24 protein-coding genes and 1 tRNA gene are annotated in these 23,968 nt (G+C 55.0%); 8 read left to right on the top strand and 17 right to left on the bottom strand.

Annotation, left to right across the window (positions count from 1 at the left end; genetic code table 11):
* Positions 1-747, top strand: a complete 747-nt coding sequence (gene fliP, locus BAR1_RS17645; protein ID WP_118944246.1) for a flagellar type III secretion system pore protein FliP — start codon at positions 1-3, stop codon at positions 745-747.
* Between the two features lie 48 nt (positions 748-795).
* Here fliP and BAR1_RS17640 read toward each other — a convergent pair whose 3' ends face one another.
* The 6 genes from BAR1_RS17640 to BAR1_RS17615 all read right to left on the bottom strand — a co-directional run bounded on the left by BAR1_RS17640 (position 796) and on the right by BAR1_RS17615 (position 7,859).
* On the bottom strand, positions 796-1,902 hold the full coding sequence (locus BAR1_RS17640) for a flagellar basal body P-ring protein FlgI (RefSeq protein ID WP_118944245.1): 1,107 nt from the start codon (positions 1,900-1,902) through the stop codon (positions 796-798).
* A complete protein-coding gene (locus BAR1_RS17635) occupies positions 1,899-2,909 on the bottom strand; it encodes a flagellin (RefSeq protein ID WP_118944244.1) in 1,011 nt (336 codons plus the stop codon). Before BAR1_RS17635 ends, BAR1_RS17640 begins: the two co-directional genes overlap by 4 nt.
* A 2-nt stretch (positions 2,910-2,911) precedes the next feature.
* Positions 2,912-4,366 (bottom strand): flagellar hook-associated protein FlgK, encoded by a 1,455-nt coding sequence (flgK, locus tag BAR1_RS17630; protein ID WP_118944243.1) that lies wholly within the window; start codon positions 4,364-4,366, stop codon positions 2,912-2,914.
* A 28-nt stretch (positions 4,367-4,394) separates the two neighbouring features.
* The gene (locus BAR1_RS17625) at positions 4,395-5,702 is read right to left on the bottom strand and encodes a flagellar hook protein FlgE (protein WP_118944242.1); all 1,308 of its coding nucleotides are present in this window, start codon (positions 5,700-5,702) and stop codon (positions 4,395-4,397) included.
* 114 nt (positions 5,703-5,816) lie between these two features.
* Positions 5,817-6,950, bottom strand: coding sequence for an SEL1-like repeat protein (locus BAR1_RS17620; protein WP_118944241.1), 1,134 nt, complete (start codon positions 6,948-6,950; stop codon positions 5,817-5,819).
* A 90-nt stretch (positions 6,951-7,040) separates the two neighbouring features.
* Complete coding sequence (locus BAR1_RS17615; protein ID WP_118944240.1) at positions 7,041-7,859, bottom strand: flagellar motor protein MotB; 819 nt, start codon at positions 7,857-7,859, stop codon at positions 7,041-7,043.
* Positions 7,860-8,039: 180 nt separating this feature from the next.
* Here BAR1_RS17615 and BAR1_RS17610 point away from each other — a divergent pair, with 180 nt between their 5' ends.
* On the top strand, positions 8,040-8,429 hold the full coding sequence (locus tag BAR1_RS17610; RefSeq protein WP_118944239.1) for a hypothetical protein: 390 nt from the start codon (positions 8,040-8,042) through the stop codon (positions 8,427-8,429).
* 2 nt (positions 8,430-8,431) lie between these two features.
* On the opposite strand, the gene ugpC is transcribed toward BAR1_RS17610, so the two are convergent.
* The 4 genes from ugpC to BAR1_RS17590 all read right to left on the bottom strand — a co-directional run bounded on the left by ugpC (position 8,432) and on the right by BAR1_RS17590 (position 12,620).
* Positions 8,432-9,508: a sn-glycerol-3-phosphate ABC transporter ATP-binding protein UgpC gene (gene ugpC / locus BAR1_RS17605; RefSeq protein WP_118944238.1), complete on the bottom strand. Its 1,077-nt coding sequence runs from the start codon at positions 9,506-9,508 to the stop codon at positions 8,432-8,434.
* Positions 9,508-10,353 carry an ABC transporter permease subunit gene (locus BAR1_RS17600; protein WP_118944558.1) on the bottom strand — a complete coding sequence of 282 codons (846 nt, stop codon included), beginning with the start codon at positions 10,351-10,353 and terminating at the stop codon, positions 9,508-9,510. The genes ugpC and BAR1_RS17600 overlap by 1 nt, the downstream gene beginning before the upstream one ends.
* A gap of 13 nt (positions 10,354-10,366) precedes the next feature.
* A complete protein-coding gene (locus BAR1_RS17595) occupies positions 10,367-11,245 on the bottom strand; it encodes an ABC transporter permease subunit (protein ID WP_118944237.1) in 879 nt (292 codons plus the stop codon).
* Positions 11,246-11,312: 67 nt separating this feature from the next.
* Positions 11,313-12,620 carry an extracellular solute-binding protein gene (locus BAR1_RS17590; RefSeq protein ID WP_118944236.1) on the bottom strand — a complete coding sequence of 436 codons (1,308 nt, stop codon included), beginning with the start codon at positions 12,618-12,620 and terminating at the stop codon, positions 11,313-11,315.
* 239 nt (positions 12,621-12,859) lie between these two features.
* On the opposite strand from BAR1_RS17590, the gene BAR1_RS17585 reads away from it, so the two are divergent.
* The gene (locus BAR1_RS17585; protein ID WP_118944235.1) at positions 12,860-13,777 is read left to right on the top strand and encodes a LysR substrate-binding domain-containing protein; all 918 of its coding nucleotides are present in this window, start codon (positions 12,860-12,862) and stop codon (positions 13,775-13,777) included.
* Between the two features lies 1 nt (position 13,778).
* On the opposite strand, the gene BAR1_RS17580 is transcribed toward BAR1_RS17585, so the two are convergent.
* The 4 genes from BAR1_RS17580 to BAR1_RS17565 all read right to left on the bottom strand — a co-directional run bounded on the left by BAR1_RS17580 (position 13,779) and on the right by BAR1_RS17565 (position 17,408).
* Positions 13,779-13,854 (bottom strand) — tRNA-Thr (locus BAR1_RS17580).
* 41 nt (positions 13,855-13,895) lie between these two features.
* Positions 13,896-15,416 carry a heme biosynthesis protein HemY gene (locus tag BAR1_RS17575; RefSeq protein WP_118944234.1) on the bottom strand — a complete coding sequence of 507 codons (1,521 nt, stop codon included), beginning with the start codon at positions 15,414-15,416 and terminating at the stop codon, positions 13,896-13,898.
* 9 nt (positions 15,417-15,425) lie between these two features.
* The gene (locus BAR1_RS17570) at positions 15,426-16,637 is read right to left on the bottom strand and encodes a COG4223 family protein (RefSeq protein ID WP_118944233.1); all 1,212 of its coding nucleotides are present in this window, start codon (positions 16,635-16,637) and stop codon (positions 15,426-15,428) included.
* Between the two features lie 87 nt (positions 16,638-16,724).
* Positions 16,725-17,408: a uroporphyrinogen-III synthase gene (locus BAR1_RS17565; protein ID WP_162891833.1), complete on the bottom strand. Its 684-nt coding sequence runs from the start codon at positions 17,406-17,408 to the stop codon at positions 16,725-16,727.
* A 75-nt stretch (positions 17,409-17,483) separates the two neighbouring features.
* On the opposite strand from BAR1_RS17565, the gene tsaD reads away from it, so the two are divergent.
* The 5 genes from tsaD (at position 17,484) to BAR1_RS17540 (ending at position 20,907) form a co-directional block, all read left to right on the top strand.
* Positions 17,484-18,581 (top strand): tRNA (adenosine(37)-N6)-threonylcarbamoyltransferase complex transferase subunit TsaD, encoded by a 1,098-nt coding sequence (tsaD, locus tag BAR1_RS17560; RefSeq protein ID WP_118944231.1) that lies wholly within the window; start codon positions 17,484-17,486, stop codon positions 18,579-18,581.
* Positions 18,578-19,543 (top strand): NAD(P)H-dependent glycerol-3-phosphate dehydrogenase, encoded by a 966-nt coding sequence (locus BAR1_RS17555; protein ID WP_118944230.1) that lies wholly within the window; start codon positions 18,578-18,580, stop codon positions 19,541-19,543. Before tsaD ends, BAR1_RS17555 begins: the two co-directional genes overlap by 4 nt.
* A gap of 4 nt (positions 19,544-19,547) precedes the next feature.
* Positions 19,548-19,820 carry a YciI family protein gene (locus BAR1_RS17550; RefSeq protein ID WP_118944229.1) on the top strand — a complete coding sequence of 91 codons (273 nt, stop codon included), beginning with the start codon at positions 19,548-19,550 and terminating at the stop codon, positions 19,818-19,820.
* Positions 19,820-20,245, top strand: a complete 426-nt coding sequence (locus BAR1_RS17545) for an EVE domain-containing protein (protein WP_118944228.1) — start codon at positions 19,820-19,822, stop codon at positions 20,243-20,245. The genes BAR1_RS17550 and BAR1_RS17545 overlap by 1 nt, the downstream gene beginning before the upstream one ends.
* Before the next feature lie 74 nt (positions 20,246-20,319).
* Positions 20,320-20,907: a DUF302 domain-containing protein gene (locus BAR1_RS17540; protein ID WP_118944227.1), complete on the top strand. Its 588-nt coding sequence runs from the start codon at positions 20,320-20,322 to the stop codon at positions 20,905-20,907.
* A gap of 247 nt (positions 20,908-21,154) precedes the next feature.
* Here BAR1_RS17540 and BAR1_RS17535 read toward each other — a convergent pair whose 3' ends face one another.
* The 3 genes from BAR1_RS17535 to ahcY all read right to left on the bottom strand — a co-directional run bounded on the left by BAR1_RS17535 (position 21,155) and on the right by ahcY (position 23,897).
* Positions 21,155-21,496, bottom strand: a complete 342-nt coding sequence (locus BAR1_RS17535; protein WP_118944226.1) for a DUF2853 family protein — start codon at positions 21,494-21,496, stop codon at positions 21,155-21,157.
* 172 nt (positions 21,497-21,668) lie between these two features.
* On the bottom strand, positions 21,669-22,187 hold the full coding sequence (locus BAR1_RS17530; RefSeq protein WP_118944225.1) for a porin family protein: 519 nt from the start codon (positions 22,185-22,187) through the stop codon (positions 21,669-21,671).
* A 315-nt stretch (positions 22,188-22,502) separates the two neighbouring features.
* Positions 22,503-23,897: an adenosylhomocysteinase gene (gene ahcY, locus BAR1_RS17525; RefSeq protein WP_118944224.1), complete on the bottom strand. Its 1,395-nt coding sequence runs from the start codon at positions 23,895-23,897 to the stop codon at positions 22,503-22,505.
* Positions 23,898-23,968: the final 71 nt, after the last annotated feature.

Here is a 23,968-nt window from a genome sequence, read left to right as displayed (position 1 = left end):
ATGAAAATTAGCACCCCTATTCGCCTGTTACTTGGACTCACCGCAATTTCGTTAACCATGATTGCCATGCCTGCCGTTGCACAGGAAATTTCAATTTCACTGGGCGATAGCAGCTCGATCTCGGCTCGTAGCATTCAGCTTTTGTTGTTGATCACAGTCCTTAGCATTGTACCGGGTCTGGCCATCATGCTGACCTGTTTTCCATTTATCGTCACCGTTCTGTCCATCCTGCGGCAGGCCATAGGATTGCAGCAATCCCCGCCAAATATGCTGATTATCAGCCTCGCGATGTTCCTGACCTATTTCGTGATGGAGCCGGTTTTCACCGAGGCCTGGACCAGCGGAATCGACCCGCTGATCAACGACCAGATCAATGTCGAACAAGCCTTTACCAAGGTAATTGCCCCGTTCCGTCACTTTATGGCCAACCGTATCGATCCCGACACATTTGAATCTCTTGTCGCCTTGCGGCCCGATGCCCGGCTAACCGGTGAAACCGCTGCCCAGCCGCTTTCGCTGCTGGTGCCATCCTTCCTTTTGTCGGAAATTGCCCGTGCCTTTGAAATCGGTTTTCTGGTTTTTCTGCCGTTTCTAATCATCGACCTTGTGGTCGCAGCCATTCTAATGTCGATGGGGATGATGATGGTGCCACCTGCAATTGTATCGCTTCCCTTCAAACTGGCCTTCTTTGTGGTCGCCGATGGATGGACCCTGATTTCCAGCGCCTTGGTCAGAAGCTATTTCTAACCGGGATCAGCACTCGCACCTCTGGGCATACCTGATCTGGGTTAGAAATTAGCGCACGATAAACTCGGCATGCAAGGCACCTGCGGCTTTGATGCTTTTCAGTATATCGATCATATCGCGGGGCGAAACCCCCAACGCATTCAAACCCGCAATCACTTCGGATAGTGAAGTTCCTTCGGACAGTTCGGCCAACCCGATCCCCGGCTCTTCCTGAATAGAGGCATTGGTGCGCGGCACCACAACGCTTTCACCAGCGGCGAATGGGTTGGGCTGCACCACCATTGGCTGCTCTTCGATCCGCAATGTCAGATTTCCTTGCGAAACAGCAACCCGCGAGATACGTACATCTTCCCCCAAAACGATCGTGCCCGAACGCTGATCAACCACCACCCGTGCCTTGCGTTGCGGTTCGACCAAAATATTCTCGATCTTTGAAATTGCATGTGCCGCAGACGCCTGCCGCGTGGCTTTGATATCCAGTTGAACCGTTCCCGCATCCAGCATCACCGCCACCCCACGACCAAACATTTTGTTGATCGCGCGCTCAATCCGTTCCGCCGTGGTAAAATCCGGTGTCCGCAATGCCAGACGGATCTGCGCCAAAGCCCCAAAGTCAAAGTCAATCTCGCGTTCAATATAGGCGCCGGACGGGATAACCCCCGATGTTGGCACCCCTTGCACAACACCCCCCGCATCTCCGGTTGCCGAAACGCCGCCAGCAATTACGGTACCTTGACCTACCGCATATATCTGACCATCTGCCGCATTTAACGGGGTCATAATCAAAGTTCCGCCCAACAGGCTTTTGGCATCACCAATAGCTGATACCGTTACATCAATTCGCCCACCCGCCCGTGCAAAGGCAGGCAGGTTTGCTGTGACAAACACAGCCGCCACGTTCTTGGGGCGGAATTGTTCGCCGGTAATATTCACGCCCAGACGTTCCAGAATATTGGACATGATTTCTTCGGTAAAGGGTGCATTCCGGATACCATCGCCGGTACCGTTCAACCCGACAACCAACCCGTAACCGATCAAGTCATTGCCCCGGACCCCGTCAAATTCGACCAGGTCCTTTATCCGGATCGGACCTGAAACGGCGGCCGTGGATATCAGGGCAAAAGTAAATATGCAGGCAAACAGCTGTTTTATCATCTCAGGAAATCCACAAGGTTCATCCGCGACATCCGCGAAGTTAATGCATAAAGCGTTTCAAGTTGTGTCTGGGCCTGTTCCAATTCGCTGGCGGCTGTATACGGATCAACTGACAACAACCCAGTCCGGGTTATTTCCAGCCCCGATATTTCCGACGTGGTTTGTACCGAAACCAGTTCGATTTGCGCTTGAACCGACCCCAGATTTGCGCGCATGCTGGTTTGCGCATCCGCAATGGATAGCAAACCGTCCCCTGCACGCTCCAACAACTCTGCCTGCCCAGGCAGATCGCCAACAAGGGCACCCTCGGAAACCAGTGCGGCCAGAGCCAGATTTTTCAATGTCTCGCGAAATGTGGGATCAGCCGCGGTTATCGACATATCCGCCTGTTGCCCCGCGCCGATATCAAAGGCCGACAAGGCAGTAGTTGACCCCTGATAGCCCGAGGTTTCAAACCCGCCGCCGGCCAGATTGAACCAATCATCAACCACCGAAGCAACCCCGCCGGCAGTTGTCTGGCCCGCAATTGCCACTTGCAAATCCGCCAATATCGAGGATGCAGATGCAATGGCCGGCTTGTCCGTGGCAGTACCCGCAAATACGCTGCGCCCCGCCGATTGGGTATTCAGAGCCGAGACCACGGCATCAAATTGTTGCCGGACATCCGTTGCAATATTCTGAACCTGGGTCTGGCTGGCTGCGTTTGCGCTTAATAACAGGGTCGAGGTTGCTTTGGCCGATTGTTCCTGCACAACTCCGAGCGAAATTTGCATCGCATCGGCAAACTGTCCGGCTTCTTTCTGGGCCATTCTATAGGCATCCAGTGTATTCAGCGAGGTTTCGATTCCGGAAATAACAGTAAAATCGCCCGATACCCGTTTGGACAAATCATCAACCCGACCAGAGGCAAGTTCATTGCCCAGACGGTTAATATTGGTTTTCAATTGGAAGCTTTGGCGGCGAAACGAAAAACTTTGGGCCATATCACCGACAGATACATAGCTCATGACTAAATCCTCAACAGGGTTTGAATGAGTTCATCAATGGTCTGCATCACCCGCGCATTCGAGGCGTAGGATTGCTCGACAAGCAGCAACTGCTGCATTTCATAATCCGTATCGACACCGCTTTGCAGTTCCTGCGTTTTCAACATGTCCACCTTGGTCGAGGCGAATACGATATCGGCATCCGCCGATTGACGGGCCGCACCGATCTTTGACAGATAATCGGAAGACAGCCCGGACATCGAACGGGATGCAACGGTGATATTGCCTGATACCGGAACCTGTGAACGAGTCAGGGCGCCCGACATGCTTTGCAGCAGGCTGGCATTACCCACATCACCCTGTGTTGCTGCGCCAATACCGTCCCGCAAACGCCAGACGGCACCGCCGGATTCCGGATCAACGCTGATATTGATAGACAGCCGTGTGGAAATGCCGGGTTCGTTGGCCGGATTAAAAAACGCACCTGCATCTGTGAACAGGCCTGCGTCCAGTGCAGTAAGTGAAGAATCGACAGAAGTGTCTTGAAACCGTTCGATCAAATCGCGGGCAACGGCGTCCAGATCGTTCTGGGCAGTAACACCCAGCTTATCACGCACTTCGAATGTGGCTGTAAGGGTTCCGCCCGACATGATCCCGTTTTCACCGGTGCTAACCGGATTGCCGTTCAGTGTCAGACCGGAAAGGGAACCGGCAGAAAATGTCATATCCTCGGTAATCAGGCTGGTTCGTGTAAACCCGATTTCGGCCGCACGGCCATCCAGCAATATTGCGCCACCTGTTGTGATCAAAGCGATCTGTCCACGCTCTCGTGGAACAGCCCGCATCGGAACGATCGAGGATATCTGGTCAACCAGCTGTTGCCGCTGGTCCATAAGAGCCGAAGCGTCCCGACCACTGCTGCTTTGCGTTAGTATAGCGTGGTTCAATTGTTCAATATTCTTGAGTGCGCTATTTAGCTGATCCACCTGAAGTGCAATGCTGTGATCCGCATTCGTGCGCTGCGTCTGGATTTCACGCGAAATTGTGTTGATATGATCCGCGATCCCTTGTGCACTGCGCAGCACACTCTGCAAACGCGGATCTGAATCCGGGCGACTTGCCGCTTCGATAAAGGCTGTATCCAGCCCCGCAATCCGGTCAGACAATGAACCGGCCGTTCCGGGTTCACCGACAACATCCTCAATCCGCTGCAAAAAACCGGCGCGTGTGGTCGAGGAACCCAAATCGGCATCAGCAAGCCTTCGATCAGCAATAACAACCTGATCAACGATTCGCGTAATCCCGTCGATATGAACACCGGAGCCTTCGCCACCAAGAACCCGAGACGAGAGATCCAGTTCACGCCTACCATAACCATCGGTCGTAGCATTCGAAATATTTGATGAAATGACATCCGCCGAGCGGGCCGAGGCCGTTAATCCGGACAAGGCATTCGAAAGTGCGCTGGTCATACCCATGGGCTAACCTCCTTCAGATTGCCTTTGGTTAACGTTTGATGTTCGTTGTCTCCTGTAGCATTTCGTCCACGGTCTGGATCACCTTGGCGTTGGAGGAATAGGCCCGCTGTGTCTGGATCAGCGCAGTCAGTTCGCCTGCAACATCGGTGGTTGAGGATTCACGCGCATAGCCTTCAATAGAGCCTGTCGGCCCATCACCCGCATCCCACAAAAAGAACGAACCAGAGCTGGGCGAGACCTGATACGTCTGATTATTCAACGAAATCAGCCCATTGGTGTTTGGAACATCCACCAGCGGGATCTGGTAGATACGGCGGATAAACCCCGTGTCATATGTTGCACTGATAAAGCCGTTGTCATCAATTTCAACTGAAGTCAGGTTGCCCACAGGCGAGCCATCTTTGGTGATCGATGTTGGGGCAAAACTATCTGACAGCTGTGTCAATCCGTTGGGGTCACCAACTTTGCCAATTGTCATCGTCAGCGGACCGCCAGCAACAGTCAGGGCCAAGGTGCCATCTGCCGCATTATACGCGCCCCCTGACACGGGCGTCACCGAAGCAAGTGTGCCGCCATTCGCCCGAGTATCATCAAAAACCAATGTGTATTCGCCAATAACCGCGCCGCCCTGGGCAGAATCCGTGATCTGCATGGTCCAGGTGTTGGAGGAACCGGTTGCAGGCACCGTTGGCGTAAATGTAATATCCAGTGTTTCCGATGTGCCGAGGTTGCCAAAATATTCGACTGACAAGGGCAATGCATCCCCGGATTCACCGGCTGCAGTATTGGTTGCCGGCAGGTTTACACCGAGATTCATTTTCGTTGTCGGGTCACCCGCTGTCTGGTTGGCGTTGATCACCACCGGCTCTAACCCCGCGATTGTATCACGTGGATAGGTCGAAATACTGCCATCGGATTCCGCAGGCCAGCCCATCAGGACAAGCCCGGATTCGGTTTTTAAAACACCGTTTGAATCAGTATGGAACGACCCCGTCGTTGTCATCATCAACGGGCGATCGCCCGTAGTCGCCCCCAAAGAAACTTCGGCCGTGACGGGTAACATCCCGCGACCACCCACAGCGATATCCATCGCATTCTGGGTTGAAACCAAGGCCCCCCGTTCCTCGATCAGGCGCACAGTCGACGCCCGAACGCCGCCAGCAGAATAACTGCCGGAACCCGGATTGTTATTGATAACGAGAGATTCAAAATTCGCTTCGGCGCGTTTATAGCCATACGTCCCCGAGTTTGCGATATTGTCGGAAATTGTTGCCAGTCTAGTTGCATTCGCTGTAAGGCCTGCAACGCCTGCATTCAAAGAAGAAGATATAGTCATGGTGCGCCTTTCTGCTGCATCAACCACTAAGGTTTCAAATGACAGCAATAAGGGCGCGCCATTAACAGGCCCCTAACATCTAAAAATCAATCTATTTTGCTCATCAGGCCCTTTCTATTGGCAGGTCTGGTATTTGCTTTGAAAACAGGATTTAGCCTTTTCTACAGCAGCAGAAATATCAGCCTGACTCATCGCACCTTCAATAGCCGCCATTTTCTCGTTTGCCTTGCCGACACCGTTTTCACGGGCAATGTTCAACCACATATGCGATTTAACCAAATCCTTTGGCACGCCATTCCCGTCCCGAAACATCAGTCCCAGATTGAATTGTGCGCCGGGGTGGCCCTGCGTGGCTGCCTTGAAATACAGATTGGCGGCCATTGAAGGATCGGCCGCAACCCCTTTGCCGCTTCGATACAAACCAGCCAGATTATTCAACGCCTTTACATGACCGGCCTCCGCCGCCATGCGATACAGCTTTGCTGCCTCTGCATAATCCTGCGGCACACCTTCCCCGCGTTTGTACATGTTTGCCAGATTATATCGGGATTTTACATGACCCTGATCTGCCGCAGCCTTGAACCACCTGGCAGCAAGGGCGAAATCCTTCTCTACGCCTTTGCCGGCATCAAACATTATGGCCAGATTGTATTGTGATTCTGCATGGCCCTGTGCAGCAGCCATCCCGAACCATTGGGCCGATTGGGCCAGATCTGCATCTACGCCATCACCGAATTTATACATCATACCCAGATTGAACTGGGACCGTGCGTGGCCCTGCTTGGCCGCAAGGAGGTATAATCTGGCGGCTTCGACCGTGTCCTTTGGCACGCCGTCCCCGCGCCTGTATTTGTCCCCCAAAGCAAATTGGGATCCGGCATGGCCTTGTTTGGCGGCCATTTGAAACAACGCAAGCGCCTGGGCATCATTTTTGGCAATCCCCATGCCATTTGCAAACATCATCCCCAAGGCATATTGGGCACTTGCGTCGCCCAACTGGGCCGCCTTTGAATACCACTGTGCAGCGGTGGCATAATCCTTTTCAACCCCAAGCCCTTTTAGAAATATGGTCGCAAGACCCAGTTGTGCTTGGATATTCCCGCCCTCGGCCAAAGGCAGCCATTGGGTCATGGCTTCTGCATAGTTTCCGGATTTTGCAGCCTGTATTCCAGCCTCGTAATCCTGTGCGGTCAGAGAAAGAGGCAAAAGCGCAAAGGCGATCGCCAGCGGCGAAATCAGTTTTTTCATATCATTTAGCTCTCAAAAAAATTGTCATCAAAGTGAATAGGGAATCCTAACATACGCCTTTTCACCTGACAACAATTTTGCATTTTCTGGCTAATCCTCTGACCTTAGAAGGATCAGTTCCATCCTGTTATTGCGTGGCGACATCGGATTTGTAACTGCCGGTTTTCGGTCGGCATACCCTGTCACACGTTGAATGCGCTCTGCATCAAACCCGCCGCTCTCAAGCAATTGGCGCAGCTGATCGGCGCGGGATTGTGACAAATCCCAAACAGGATTGTTCATCAGCACAACCGGCTCTGAACGTGTATGCCCGTTTACGGCCAGATCATTGGTAACAATCCCGAATACTTCGGCCATCATTCGTGTAATATCCAATAGCATTGGGGTAGGCGTTGTTGTGCCCTGTTCAAAAAGGGGTTCATCCTCGAGATCAAAAATCTCGATGATCAGACCCTCATCCGTTACGCGGGTCATAATGTGGCGCATGGCGTTATCCATCACCATGCTTTCGCCACCGCCACCGGATAACAGTGATTCCACCTCGGATAAATTGTCCGATTCCTCACTGTTGTGGCCATCAGACCCATCCATCGCAGAAGGCATCGTTACCGCCGCCCCTGTCCCGTTGCGGGCAAGGGTTTCTTCGGTAAAGACACTGTCCCCGCCAAAGGCACCATCACCCCCGCCCGATATTCGGGCCAATGGAATTGACGGGCTAAAATAGTCCGCGATCCCTTTGCGTTGACTTTCAGTTGTCGCGTTCAACAGCCACATCAGCATAAAGAAGGCCATCATGGCCGTCACAAAGTCAGCATAGGCAACTTTCCATGCACCACCATGGTGCCCGCCGCCAGCTATGACTTTTTTACGCTTGATGATAATGACTGGCGCGTTTTGTTGCGCACTCATCCCACCACCTCGTTTTATTCACCCAAGGACAGGAGTAGCAGGCGCAAGTAAACACACGCTTAACCTTTCAAATTGTTGGTATATTGCTATCAGTGCAACCTGATGCATTGACTCTTGAACAAGGATATTTTAGTTAGCGCTCTATAACTAAAACCCTTCCTGCCCGAAAAGGAATCTATCATGTCCAATCCGCGCCCCTTCAGCCTGTCCTTGAAAATCGTCGTTGTTGTTGCTGCCTTGTTTGGCCTTTTGACAGTGTTCTCGGGCGGCATGGCCCTGAGCGGCAACAAAGAGGTCGGCAATGCCGTGCCCTTTGTGCTGTGGTTCAACTTTATCGCCGGCTTTGCCTATCTGGCGGCGGCTTATGGTTTGGCCAAACGGCTGGACTGGGGGCTGAAGCTGTCGATCTGGATTGCCATTGCCACCGCTTTGGTCTTTGCGGCCTTCGGTGTGGTTGTCATGCAGGGCACGGCCTATGAAATGCGCACCGTCGGTGCAATGATAATCCGCACCGGTGTCTGGGTGGTGATTTCAGCCGTTGCCATCAAAGCCTATCGGCAGTTCACCTAAACTTAAATCAGGCGTTCACCGGTGTCTTTGCGGAATACGAACGCCTTTGTCGGGTCAAACCCCAATTGCAGCGTATCCTCGACCTTGGGCAACATTTGCTGATTGGCCTTCAGGCAAATTTCCAACCCGTGCGCGGTCCCCTGATCCGATCCGACAATCGTGCCGTAAATCAGGTTTTCACCACCGTGCTGTTCCACCAGATCCACGCGAAAATCCAGTTGGCCATCGGCAGTGATTGACAGGATATCCGGCCGCACACCCAGCACCAGATCGGTGTCCATCGGCAGATCGGAAAAGCCCGCGAAACGGCTGACACCATCCCCCAGATCCGTTCCGTCAAACCGGACCGGGATCAGGTTCATTTGCGGCGCGCCAATAAAGGACGCAACAAACAGGGTTCTGGGGTTTGAGTACAGCTCCATCGGGGCGCCCATCTGCTCGACGCGGCCCTCGTTGATCACGGCCAGACGGTCGGCCAGAGTCATCGCCTCGGTCTGGTCGTGGGTCACATAGATGCTGGTGACATTCATCCGCCGTTGCAGGCGCTTGATTTCGATCCGCATCTGCACCCGCAGTTTGGCATCCAGATTGGACAGCGGTTCGTCAAACAGGAAAACCTTGGGGTTGCGCACAATCGCCCGACCCATCGCAACCCGCTGGCGCTGGCCGCCGGACAGTTCGTTCGGCTGACGATCCAGATAATCGTCAATCCTCAGCATCCTGGCGGTTTCCTCGACGATCCGCCTAATCTCGTCCTTGGGGATTTTGCGGTTTTTCAGACCATAGGACATGTTCCCGCGAACCGTCATATGCGGATACAGGGCGTAGTTCTGGAACACCATCGCCACATCGCGATCCGATGGCGATACATCGTTGATCACCCGATCCCCGATTGAGATTTCCCCTTCGGTGATGGTTTCCAGCCCCGCCACCATCCGCAGCAAAGTCGACTTGCCACAGCCGGACGGGCCAACGAAGACCACCAGTTCGCCATCCGCGATCTGCATGTCCACGCCACGGATTGCCTCGGCCCCGTTCGGGTAAACCTTGCGAACACCCTTTAGTTCAACTCCAGCCATTATTTCTCACTCTCCACAAGGCCCTTGACGAACCATTTCTGAAATACCAGCACCACCAGAACCGGCGGCAATGTCGCCAGAATGGTCAGCGCAAATGCCTTCTGGAATTGCGGCAACTCGCCGCCTTCGTTCAACACCTGGTAAATCTGTTTGATCCCGATCACGAGCGTATAGTTTTCTTCTTTGGTGGTCATGATCAGCGGCCACAAATACTGGTTCCAGCCGACCACGAACATGATGATCAGAATGGCCGCAATCATGGTTTTCGACAGGGGCACCAGAATATCGATGAAGAACCGCCATGCGCTGGCCCCGTCCAGACGCGCCGCTTCCAGGATTTCATCGGGCACCGAGCGAAAGAACTGCCTGAAAAAGAATGTCCCCGTGGCCGAGGCAATCAGCGGTACAATCAGGCCGGTGTGGGTGTCCAGCAGGCCCAGATCGGCAACCACCTTGTAGGACGGAATGATGCGAACCTCGAGCGGCAGCAGCAGCGTCATGAAGATGATCCAGAACAGGAAATTCGCCATGCGGAACCGGAAATAGACAATGGCATAAGCGGCAAACATCGAAATGATCACCTTGCCCACCGAAAACCCGATACCCAGTATCAGGCTGTTCTTCATCATGCCAAGTGCTGTGACCTTTTTCATCACGCCGCCCGGCTCGAACAGCACTTCGTTATAGGTCTCCAGAAAATGCCCGCCGGGCCAGAATTGCAGCCCTTCACGCAGGATGGTTTCCGGCGCGTGGGTGGATGTCATGAAGGCCACCCAGACCGGCAGCGTCATGAACATGGCCCCGATGATCAGGATGAAATGGGTGATTGCGGTATGTCTGTTCATTTTTCCCATCCCCCTAATAATGCACTTTGCGCTCGATAAACCGGAACTGGATCACCGTCAGAACCAGAACCACCAGCATCAGAACCACTGATTGCGCGGATGACCCGCCGATGTCCGCCCCGCGAAAGCCGTCCTGAAACACCTTGTAAACCAGCGTTGTCGTCGCCCCGCCCGGTGCCCCCTGCGTAGTGGTGTCGATGATGCCGAAGGTTTCGAAAAACGCATAGGTGATGTTGGTGACCATCAGGAAAAACGTTGTCGGTGCCAGCAGCGGAAAGGTGATGGTCCAGAACCGGCGCGTCGGGCTTTTGCAATCCATCGTCGCGGCTTCGGTTACGGATTTCGGGATGCCCTGAAGGCCGGAGAGGAAAAAGATGAAATTCACGCTGACCTGTTTCCAGACAGAAATCAGGATCACGACAAATGCAGCGTCTGTTTCATGCAGCTTGTGATCGAAATCATACCCGAACGAGTTCATGAAATGGTACATGTCCCCGATCAGCGGGTTGAACATCAGATTGCCCATCAGGCCGGCCACCGGCGGCGCAATCGCATAGGCCCACATCAACAACGTTTTATAGGTACTCGCACCGCGGATTACCTCGTTCGCCTTTACGGCCAATAACAGGGCAAGACCCAGCGACAGAAACGTCACCAGAGTGGAAAAGATCGCGGTGAACCATGCGGACTGAAGCCAGCTTTCGTTGAAAATCGTATCGGAATAGTTGCGGAACCAGACAAATTGCGAGGACAGCCCGAAAGCGTCCTCAAGCAGGAACGACTGGTAAACGGCCTGACCGGCAGGCCACAGGAAAAAGATGGCAATAATCAGCAGCTGCGGTGCCACAAACAGATAGGGGATCGGGCTGTGTTCAAACTGGACGCGTTTCATTCAGCAGATGCTTTCCGGGTATTGAAAATGGCCAGCAGAGTCTTACCTCCGCTGGCCACAGTATGGCTTATTTATATGTATCGTGGAAGCGGGCCAACAATGCGTTACCGTCTTTCTCGATTGCGGCAAAGGCATCTTCTACCGATGCTTTGCCAGACAGGATATCCTCGAAGTTTTTATACATAACTTCGCGGATCTGCACATAGAAGCCCAGACGATAGCCCTTGGTCCATTCGCCGCTTTTCTGTGTCAGCTGCAGAATACCGATCTCGGCGTCCGGTGTAGTATCGTAATAGCCGTCAGCCTTGGCCATTTCATAAGCAGCGTTTGTGATCGGAACATAGCCGGTTTCACGATGCCAGAAATACTGCATTTCGGGATTGGTCAGGAACTTGAGGAAATCGGCAACGCCTTTGTTTTCCTCTTCGCTCTTGCCGGCCATGGCAAACAGGGCCGCACCCCCGATGAAGGTCGATGTCGGCTCGTCTACAACACTTTTCCAGTAAGGCAGATAGGCCGCGCCGAATTTGAATTCAGCACTTTTTGTCAAACCGCCGAAGGAGCCGGACGAACCCAGCCACATTGCAACTTTCTGCTGCACAAATGCGTCCTGATTGTCGCCCCAGCCACGTCCATAGTAACCGTACCAGCCCTTGTCCAGCCATTCCTTGACCTTGGTCCAGTGCATGCGCAGTTCAGGCGTGTTGTAGAGGATTTTCACATCGGTTGAATCATAACCGTTGTTGGCGGTTGCCAATGGCAGGTTGTGACGGCTCATGAAATTCTCGGCCCAGATCCACGGGCTGTGGCTTTGGGCCAGCGCCTGATATCCGGCTTCTTTCAGCTTCGGCGCCATTGCTTCCAGCTCTTCCCAGGTCGCGGGCGGGCCATCCAGACCGACCTTGGCAAAAATATCCTTGTTGTAATACAGCAGAGGTGTCGAGGAGTTGAACGGCATGCCGATCATCTTGCCTTCGTTGTCGGCATAGAAATAGCGAACACCTTCGATATAGTCGGTGCTGTCAAAGCCACCGGCATATTTTTCCAGCAGATCGGCCACCGGAACAACGGCGCCCTTGGAATAGATGATGGTTGCGGCACCGGCATCGAAAATCTGGATGATATTCGGCTGCTGCTTGGCGCGGAACGCAGCGATACCCGCTGTCATTGTGTCCTCGTAACCGCCCTTATAGGTCGGAACCACAACATATTCGCTTTGGGACGCGTTGTATTTTGCCGCGATCTCTTCAACCACTTCGCCCAGACGACCGCCCATCGCGTGCCACCACTGGATTTCGACCTGTGCATATGCGGCACTGGCCATCAGCGACATGGATGTCACTGCACCGACCGCAAGTTTCTTGAATAAATTCATAGCATTCTCCCTTTGTTTGCCATGTGTCACATGACTCGTTCTTTATCTGCAAACCGGTGACAGAATCATGACAACAGAAAAATGAATTTCCCCATGATCTGTAGCCCCGATGAACCGCAAGATTAGGATCATCGGAACATACCCAAAAAGATAATGCAAACACTATTTCAGGCTTCTAATTATAACATAATGTTATATGAATGACGTTCAAAACCATTTACCTGATCAAGGAATAAAACGTGTCACTCAGCCTTAGACAGTTACAAGCATTCAACTCGGTTGCCAGCCTTGGCAGTGTCACCGGTGCCGCCGCACAACTGGGCATTTCCCAACCCGCCGTTAGCCGTCTGTTGTCCAGCTTCGGAAATTCTGTCGGATTCACCTTGTTCACCCGCCATCACGGCCGTCTGGAACCCACACCCGAAGCCCGCTATTTGCTGACCGAAGTGCAGCAGGTTCTGGAAGGGCTGCAACGCCTTGAAACCCTGAAGCGCGACATTCCCGAACGTGCGGCAGGCCATCTGCGCATCGCCTGCCTGCCGGGGTTCGCAACCAGCCATTTACCCAAGGTTTTATCGCAATTTCTAGAAAGCAAACCGGGGGTCACAATTACCCTTGAACCGGACCGTCCCGAGCGGATCATGGAATGGATCATCGGTGAACAATACGACTGCGGCATCACCGACGGGCGCCCCCGCCACCCCGCCACCGAAAGCAAAAGTTACGGCATACGCACGGTCTGTATTTTCCCCAAAGGCCATCCCTTGGGCGAAAAAACCGAAATCTGGCCCGAAGATATTGCCGGTGAGCGCCTTATCCATACACGCCGCGACAGCGCGTTTTTCAAATCGCTGGAACAGGCCTTTTCCAGCCGTGGCATCAAGATTCCGACATGGATCGAAATCCGCCAGTTTACAGCCGCCTGCACCTTTGTTTCCCAAGGCAACGGCGTGTCTGTGATCAGCGAACTGGATGCGGTGCAATTTCTGGACAAAAACGTCGATATGCGCCCGTTTCGCCCCGTCGTCCCGCATACCCTGTCCGTGGTCAGACCAATTACCACGTCGCCATCCATCATCACGCTGGAATTTATCGAGGCCTTTGTAGCCAGCATATTACCTTATGTAATATCCGAACAGGAATCACTTACAATATAAGTGGTGCCGCATGAGGGACTTGAACCCCCGACCCATTACTTACGAAGCAATTGCTCTACCAGCTGAGCTAATGCGGCATTGGCGTGGTTTTACCCAGCTTTCCCAAAAAACGGTAGCCCTAATTTACAGGTTTTTCATCCCCGCCCAGCGCCACAACCTCGCCATCGGCAACCACCTCGGGTTCTTCCGGGGCAGGCTCGGATTCGGACAGAACCTCGGCTTCTACCACAGGCTCCTCAACGGGGTCTTCTACCTTGTCCTCTAGTGCGCCAACGATCAGCGGCAGCATTTCGGTCGAGGCGGGCATCGCGACTTCGCCCTCGGACGGAACCACCCAGCTTAGGGAATCGAAACTCTCGCAGTTATGACAAACCGGCGCCCATTCGCTGTGGACGCTGTGGCAATTGTCGCAAACCCATTGCGGCCCGCGTGATGCGGTCAGTGCCTTGGTCAGCCAGCCACGTACAACTGTGTCGTCCGACCCTTCGCCACGTTCAATCGCTGCCATAATGGTTAGCGATCGCGCGGTCGGATCGGTCTCCACCAGATCACCCAGCGCCTTGCGGGCGGCGGGAAAATCCTTGGCGGCGATGTTCAGTTCGGCCAGCAACATCCGGGTTTCGGGGTGGTCCGGTTTCAGCTTGGTCAGTGCGCGGAACCGTTTCAGACGGGCCTCGGGCGTTTCATCCGGCGCAATCGCGGCAAAAGCGGCGGCCAGATCGGGATGGGGGTTTGCCTCCCACGCCTTTTTGATCACCCGCGCGGCAGGACGCAGTTTGCCCATTTCCGTATAAACACTGGCGGCCATTACAGCGGCGGGCACCAGATCGGGCGACAGGCGGTTGGCCTCGATAGCGGCCTCGTTTGCCTTGGCGGTATCGCCAGCGGCCAGCGCATTGCGGGCCTCGGACAGGGCCAGAACCGCATCGCGCCGCCGGTGCACATCACGCGGCAAGGTGCCGGTTTTCAGCTTGGCACCAAGGGTCTTGCGTGCCCCGCCCCAATCCTCTTTGCTGGCTTGCAGGCGCAACAGGGTATCCTGCGTTTCCTCGTGCTTGGGTTTGATGGCAAAGGCCTTTTCGGCCAACAGCAGGGCGGTTTCGGTATCCCCCTCGGCCAGTTTTTGCTTCATGATCCCGCGCACCCCGACGAAACGGGTTTTGTCATCCTGCAACAGGCGTTTGTAAACTTCTTCGGCCTTGCGTTTGTCGCCGGTCATTTCGGCGGCCTGCGCGCTTAGAAGATTGGTCAGCTCGGGCTTGTTCAGATACTTTTCGGCCTTGGCCGCCTTGGCCATCGCAACCCGTCCTTCGCCGGAAGCCAGCGCCAGCATCCCTTCGGACAATGCCTCGTAGCCACGTTTTTCGCGGTTGCGGTCAAAATAGCGGGAAATCGCTGTTTCATCGCCGTTCAGAAATTTGAACGTGGCGATCAGCAGGCCCATGACCTTCAGCAGCAACCAGACCCCGACCAGCAGCGCCACGGCCAGCAGCACCATCATCAGCGGACCGATAACGAATTCGGTGTTGGCAACGGTAATCACCACGCTGGACCCGGTTTCCATCAGATAACCGGCACCAAAGGTTGCCCCCGCAATCGCGGCAACAAAAAGCAGAATTTTGATCAGGGACCAGAGCATGTTATTTCCTTAGTTACCGTTTAAACTGTCAGCCAGCGCGCGCACGGCCTCGACCGCCTGCAAACGCGTTTCGGCCTGTTCTACCCAACCGGTCATCGCCGCCTGACCTTCTTCTGGCAGGGCGCCGATCAGCGCAACCACAGCGGCAATATCGCCTTTGCCCAGTGCCGCCTCGGCACGGGACAAAACGGCATCCGGATCATCGCCTTCGCGCGGTGCCAGCGACCGTGCCCCGACCTGAGACCGAAAAAACGCACCAATCTTGTCGCCCACGCCCTCGCCCGTTGTCGCCTTGACTGACGCGGCCAAACCGGCCCGCGCGGCCTGTGGGTAGGTTTCCTGCAAATCCAGCAGGGTTGGCACGCCACCCTTGGCAGCGTCCTTTAACACCTGTGGAACATCCACACCGGCCTCGGCCAAATTCGTGACGGTGGCTTCAAACGCACCGCCATTGTCCAGCGCCGATTGCAATTGCGCGACGGCCACTTTGACGGCTGTCGCTTTGGCTGTTTGCTCGGCGCTTTTCTCGGCTTCGGCTGCCTGCTGTGCCACACCTTCGATTTTCGCTGTCGCTTCGGCCGCCAGTTTTTCAATATCCGCACGCTGGGTCGCCAGCAAATCACGCATGGTCTGCAATTCACGCTCGTAGGCTGCAGCGGCTTCGCTTGTCATGCCGCCTTCGGCTACAGGGCGTTTTTCAAGCGTGGTCAGCCGTGCTTCTATATCTTCAAGCTTGCTGGTCAAATCTGCCAAGGTTGCGGAAAGCTCTTTATCCTTGTCAGCGGTGGTCGATGCCAACGCAGCAACCGCCGCACTTGCTTCGATCTTTGCGCCCTCAACGGCATCCGGCAAACCGCCAACCTGCGTCGTCACATCTTTTAGCGCGGTTTGCTGGCTTTGCAGTGTCGCCTGAACCTTGGCCAGATTCTGTTCAACATCAGAGGGGCGATTCATGAAATAATAGCTCGCCGCGCCAAACCCGATTGCACCGGATAACACACCCCCCAACAGCATCGGCATAAATACCGATTTCGGCTTGTCAGATTTTGGTGTATCATCTTTTGGCGTATCGTTGGCGCCCGCCGGTTTGTCCTCGACCTTGGTCTTCTTAGGCTTGGCCGGTTTCTCTACCACCACCGCATCCTCGATCATATCTTTGGATTTGGCGTCTTTCCCGCCTTTGGTACCATTGCCCCGCGCCGGTTTCTTTGCAGTAGCCACGACGAAAACCCCCTCGAATCGATTTGAAATCAAATACCGTTTTACGGCACCAGCCTACTCTTGGATCGAACCATCCTCAAGCGCATCTCATGCGTCGATACGTCCCTGTATCGCTGCAATCATTCCCTTGGCATCCGGTGCTTTGGCGACTGTGATATCGCTTAGCCCGCTGCCTGCCAAAGCCGCCTTGACGGCATCACTTATCGCCACAACCCGAACATGCGCCCCGATCCGGCCCACATCGACAACAAATAGCCTGGCCGTGCGTGGCGAGAAAAGGGGAAGAATCACAATGCTTTCACCCCCTAACAATTCCCGCGCCTGTTGGTTTAGCGGTTGGGCTATTTGCTGGTAACCCACAACCTCGTCCACCTGTATCCCCAGCGCGTGCAATTTACCCACCACACCCCCCCGCGTATGTTCCCCGCGAACATGCAGAAGCGGCCCTTCAATGGCCCGATCCACAATCAGGCGCACCAGATCATCCGCCGATCCCTTGGCCGAAACCGCGCGCATCCCCGCCGCGCGCGCCGCCTGCGCTGTCCTGTCGCCAACACAATAGGCAGGCAGGGTGCAAACCGGACAGGCCAGCACCCCGTTTTCCGAGGTAAACACCAGCCCGCGATACCCCGTCAGGTCCACATCCAGCGGCTGTTGTTCAATCCGCATCAGGGGGGAAATCACCACCGGAACATCCCGCAGGGCCTGCGCAAACCGTTCGGCCTGTGCCTGCGGGCGGGTCAATAGGACAGTGGGGCGGTGATCGAGCATAATTACCTGTCGGGATTGTCTGTTAGGCCCCTTCGGTGTTACCTGCCTATGATCCATATCGCAACCGGCAGGGCCATGACACAAACACTTACCATTCTGGGGCTGGAAAGCAGCTGTGACGATACCGCCGCCGCCGTGGTGCGCCAAACGGCAGGGGATGCGGCCGCAATCCTGTCCTCTGTGGTGGTCGGGCAGGTTGACCTGCACGCCGGTTTCGGTGGCGTCGTGCCCGAAATTGCCGCCCGTGCGCATGCGGAAAAGATTGACCTGTGTGTTGAACAAGCCTTGCAAAAAGCGGCTCTAACACTGACGGATATCGACGCAATCGCCGTTACCTCCGGCCCCGGCCTGATTGGCGGTGTGCTGTCCGGCGTGATGTGTGCCAAGGGGTTGTCCGCCGGTTCCGGCAAGCCGCTGATCGGGGTGAACCACCTTGCCGGTCACGCCCTGACTCCGCGCCTGACAGACGAAGCCGCGTTCCCTTACTTGATGCTGTTGGTATCCGGTGGCCATTGCCAGTTTCTGATCGCCAAGGGTGTGGACGATTTCACCCGCCTTGGCGGCACCATCGATGATGCCCCCGGCGAGGCGTTTGATAAAACCGCCAAACTGCTGGGTCTGCCCCAACCCGGCGGCCCTGCGGTCGAGGCCGAGGCGCACAAGGGGGATGCAAAACGTTTCCCCTTGCCGCGCCCGCTGCTGGACCGGCCCGGCTGCGACATGTCCTTTTCCGGCCTGAAAACTGCCCTGCTGCGCACCCGCGACAAGCTGGTGGCGGAACACGGCGGCCTGCGCCAGCAGGACCGCGCCGATCTGTGCGCCAGTTTTCAAACCGCTGTTTCCGATGTTCTGGCCGAAAAAACCCGCCGTGCATTGACGCTGTATCAGGAGCTGAACCCTGCGCAGCCCACCCTGGCAGTGGCTGGAGGAGTTGCCGCAAATCAGCAACTTCGCGCCGTGTTAGAGACTGTTTGCGCCGATAACAACACCAGCTTCACCGCCCCGCCACTGGCGCTATGCACCGATAACGCCGCAATGATCGCCTGGGCAGGGCTGGAGCAATTCCGCGCGGGTCATCGTGATGATCTGACCCTGTCCGCCCGCCCCCGCTGGCCCCTTGACCGGACCAGCCCCGCCATGTTGGGATCGGGCAAGAAAGGGGCAAAGGCATGAGCATTTCCGTCCTTGGCGCAGGTGCATTCGGCACCGCACTGGCAATTTCACTGGCGCGGAGTGGTCAACCCGTCATCCTGTGGGCGCGGGATGCGGACCATGCGAAAATGATGCAAGCGGACCGCGAAAATGCCAAACGCCTGTCCGGCCATCGCTTTCCCGATTCCCTGACTGTCACCGCCGATATTGAAATCGCCACACAGGCTGAAATCCTGCTGCTGGCAACCCCGATGCAACAACTGGCCCGTTTCACCACCGAACACGCTGACCTGCTGGCCAACCACCCGCTTGTCGCCTGTTGCAAGGGGGTCGATCTGCAAACCGGCCTTGGCCCCGTTGCTACGCTGGCACAAATCTGTCCCACAGCGACCCCCGCCATCCTGACCGGTCCCAGCTTTGCCAATGACATCGCCCGTGGCCTGCCCACCGCCCTGACACTGGCCTGCGCGGATGACACGATCGGCGCGATGTTGCAAACCCGACTATCCACCGAAAATCTGCGCCTGTACCGCACCACCGACACCACTGGCGCCGAACTGGGCGGGGCGTTGAAAAACGTGGTCGCCATAGCTTGCGGCGCCGCAATGGGTGCCGGACTGGGTGAAAGCGCACGCGCTGCGGTAATGACGCGCGGCTATGCGGAAATGCAGCGGCTGGCGCAGGACATGGGGGCCAAGGCGCAAACACTGTCTGGCCTGTCGGGGTTCGGAGATTTGACCCTGACCTGCACGTCCGAGCAGTCGCGAAACTATTCCTACGGGCTGGCCCTGGGGCAAGGCAAACCCTTTGACCCGAATATCACAGTCGAGGGGGCGAAAACGGCTCTGGCAGTCTCTAACCTTGCCAAAAACCGTAATGTTGAAATGCCGATCACCGAGGTGATTGCCGCCGTTCTGACCGAAAAAACCACCATCCAGAAGGCGATGGAGGCCTTGCTTTCCCGCCCGTTGAAAAAGGAGTGACCCGATGCTTGTTTGCCTGATCGCCATCGACAAACCCGACGCCCTACAGATCCGTATGGACAACCGCGAAGCACACCTTGCCTATGTTGCGGAAACCGGTGTCGTGGACCTTGCCGGCCCGTTTCTGGATGCGGATGGCAACATGTGCGGCTCGCTGCTGATCCTGAACGTCGGCAATATGTCCGAGGCCGAAACATGGGCCGAAAATGACCCCTACGCCAAGACGGGGTTGTTTCAATCTACCACCCTGCGCGAATGGAAAAAGGTGATTGGCTGATGTCCTATTGGTTGTTCAAATCCGAGGCCTCGACCTGGAGCTGGGAAGACCAGTTGGCCAAAGGCGAGGAAGGAGAAGAATGGGATGGCGTGCGCAATTATCAGGCACGCAATTTCATGCGGCAGATGCAGGTGGGGGATTTGGGGTTTTTCTACCTGTCACAAAAGGACAAGATGATCGTCGGCATTGTCGAAGTGATCGCCGAGGCGCATCAGGACAGCACCACGGATGATCCGCGCTGGGAATGTGTGGACATCAAAGCGGTGAAAACATTGCCAAACCCTGTCACCCTGCAAATGTGCAAGGATGACCCGCGACTTGCCGATATGGTGCTGGTCAGGAATTCCCGCCTTTCTGTGCAGCCGGTCACACCCGAAGAATGGCGCATTGTTTGCGAACTTGGCGGACTTGAAGAAAAATTCTGAAACAGCCATTTGCCCAATCTCTATATTCATGTATTCTAATATATTACCGCCAACAGGCAATCTGGAGACTTACAATGACATTTATCCGCAACATTCTTGCCCTTCTGGGGGTTGTCGCCATCGGGCTTGCTGTCTGGCTGGGGCCGGCGCTGTATAAATACAAAACCGCCTTTGACGGGTTCGACGATCAGGCGTTTGACACCTACAAAGGCATGATGGACCGGCTGGCCGAAACCGGCAACGGTGCCGCCGCGACGGTTTGGAAGGCCAAGGTGGCCGAGGGTCTGACCTTTGAGGATGTGGACCAGTCGATCAAACAAGTGGCGATTGACCGGAATATCCGTGGCGTTGGTGAACTGCCGCTGGGCGATCAGGTGGCTGCGATGAAAGGCACATCTTGGCGCAAACTGAATATCTATCTGTATTGCAACCCGCTGACCGCCGCCAAGATGATCGAACATGATCTGGCCTATGCCGCCTATCTGCCCTGTCGTGTGTCACTGGTCGAGGATGAAACAGGCCAACTATGGATATACACGCTGGATATGGACATGATGATCTATGGCGGCAAAACCCTGCCACCGGAACTGCTGAAAGAAGCGCTGGAAGTCAAAGACATCATGCAAGACATCCTGACCCGCGCCGCAGAAGGTGATTTCTAAAACTGTTGCTGGAAAAAACTGGGGGGTCCCGACCCCCCGGAACCCCCCATCACCCCACGTGCTCCCTTAGCACCACACGTGAATATAAAAAGGTTCCGGCCATCCTGGCCCGATACAGATAACCCTAGGCCAAGTGGCGATTCCATTCAAACGCCAAGTGTCGCCAATATGGTTCAAATCCAACCTGTTCCGTTAACGAAAACGCCCGCCAAAATGGCGGGCGCTTTGCAAAAACTGTTATCGGGGTTTAACCGTATACGGACTCTTTGCCAAAATGCTTGGTCAGCATATAGTAAACTACAGCGCGGTATTTGTTGCGCTCGGAGCGGCCATACGTTTCAATCACGGAATCGATTGCTTCCATCAGTGCGGGGCTGTCGGACAGTCCCAACTTCTTCATCAGAAAGTTGTTCTTGACTGTTTCCAGCTCGGATTTGTCGCTGCCTGCAACAGTCGAGGCATCGGCATTATAAATTGCTGGGCCACAGCCGATGGTTACTTTTGTCAGCAGATCCATGTCAGGTGTCATGCCGCATTTGTTTTTCAGATCATCTGCATACTGCGCGATCAGGTCGTCTCTTTTACCCATAAGGTTTTACTCCCACCAATTTGGCATTTCTGCCGTGTTACAAAACGCCAAAACGGCGCGTGACGACACGATAGCCCAAGAATATACCTGCACAAAGGGAAAAATTCGGCATGTTTGTCACATATGATGCGTCAGGCGCAAGCCGTTCCAGCGCCTGACTTTTCTATTCAGACTAGAAGCGGAAACCTGCCCTTACGGAAACCTGATCCAGCTCGGCATCGGGAATTGCACCGGAAAGATTACCAATATCATGGCGCTGGTATTCAATACCGAAAAACATCCTGTCTGTTATGGTATGATCATAACCAATCCCATAGGTCGCACCGCGGCCAGTCCCCAGATTGGATGTGTCGATAACCGCGTAACCAAGCGTTGCGAAAATCAACCCGTTGCCAACCTTGTAACCGGCGCGGGCCTTGGCGCCGTATTGACTGTCCAGATCGGTGCCGCCAGAGGTCGTGATGTTGGAGCCTTCGGCTTCCAGTTCCAGACCCAGAACATAGCTTCCGAAATCCTGATTATAGCCGCCAAAAACACCATATGTGTTATCTGTCGTGGTTGCCGTGCCATCCAGTCCGAAATCTCCGCGACCGATTTGCAGGCCGCCGTAAAAGCCGCCCCAGTCCTGTGCCATAACAGTCGCAGGCATCAGAAGGGCAATTGCGAGGGCTGCCGATTTTATGTGTTTCATTATTTTCTCCTCGTTACTTTGTTGTTGACCGGACAACAGGGTGATCCCGTTGCACAGGTCAAAACCCTGCCTATCGGCAGACCAAAGGACGAAACAAATCACAAAGCCGGTGATGTGTTATTCGGCAAACTGCGGCCAATTGGGGGAAATCCGGTTAGCGGGAAGTAGCGTATTCCGTCGGATACATTCTAATTATTGGCCCTTGCGCCCGATTCATTCACATCTGTGATCGGGTCGAACGACATGCTCTGGAATCGCAGGCAAAAAAAATACCGGACATGATGCCCGATATTTTCTGCGGTTTATTTGCGCTGATTAGTAGCGGTAGTGTTCCGGCTTGTAAGGGCCATCAACCGATACGCCGATATAATCCGCTTGCTCTTTGTCCAGAACCGACAGATTCACGCCGATGCGGGCAAGGTGCAGACGGGCAACTTTTTCATCGAGATGCTTGGGCAGGATGTAAACGTCGTTCTTGTACTCGTCGCCTTTGGTCCACAGTTCGATCTGGGCCAGCGTCTGGTTGGTAAAGGACGCGGACATCACGAAGCTGGGGTGACCGGTGGCATTGCCAAGGTTCAGCAGACGACCCTCGGACAGCAGAATGATACGGTTGCCGGATGGCATTTCGATCATATCCACCTGATCCTTGATGTTGGTCCATTTGTGGTTTTTCAGCGCGGCAACCTGGATTTCGTTGTCAAAGTGGCCGATGTTGCCGACAATCGCCATGTCCTTCATCGCCCGCATATGCTCGATGCGGATCACGTCCTTGTTGCCGGTGGTGGTGACAAAGATGTCGGCGCTGTCGACCACATCTTCCAGACGCACCACCTCGAACCCGTCCATCGCGGCCTGAAGGGCGCAGATCGGGTCAACTTCGGTCACTTTCACGCGGGCACCGGCACCGGACAGGGACGCGGCGGACCCTTTGCCAACATCGCCATAACCGCAAACCACGGCAACCTTGCCGGCCATCATGGTGTCGGTGGCGCGGCGAATACCGTCAACCAACGATTCCTTACAGCCGTATTTGTTGTCGAATTTCGATTTGGTAACCGAGTCATTCACGTTGATCGCCGGGAAGGGCAGCTGACCCTGTTTTACCAGTTCATACAGGCGGTGAACGCCGGTTGTGGTTTCCTCGGAAACACCCTTGATCGCGTCGCGCTGGGCAGTAAACCACCCGGGGCTGGAGGCCATGCGCTTTTTGATCTGCGCATAGATGGCTTCTTCTTCTTCGGACTGCGGGTTTTCCAGCAATTCGGTTTCGCCTGCTTCGGCGCGGGCGCCCAACAAGATATAAAGGGTGGCATCGCCACCATCGTCCAGAATCAGGTTACAAGTGCCTTCTTCGAACAGGAAGATACGATCCTGATAATCCCAGTGTTCAACCAGCGACTGGCCTTTGACGGCGAAAACCGGAATGTCCGCTGCCGCTATCACAGCCGCCGCGTGGTCCTGCGTAGAAAAGATGTTGCAGGATGCCCAGCGCACTTCGGCCCCGAGCGCCACCAGTGTTTCGATCAGAACCGCTGTCTGGATGGTCATATGCAGGCTACCGGCAATCCGCGCGCCTTTCAGCGGCTTGCTGTCGCCATATTCTTCGCGCAGCGCCATCAGGCCCGGCATTTCGGTTTCGGCGATATCCAGTTCCTTGCGGCCGTATGCGGCCAGTTCGATGTCTTTTACAATATAATCGGTTGCCATTGGGCATTTTCCTTGCGGTTCAGATACAGATTGAGGGCGCAAATAACACCGCTTGGTAGTAAGGGCAACTT

It is taken from the genome of Profundibacter amoris, assembly GCF_003544895.1.
Taxonomy (GTDB): Bacteria; Pseudomonadota; Alphaproteobacteria; order Rhodobacterales; family Rhodobacteraceae; genus Profundibacter; species Profundibacter amoris.
The sequence above is the reverse complement of the archived record's forward strand: the minus strand, read 5'-3'. Positions and strand labels throughout refer to the sequence as shown.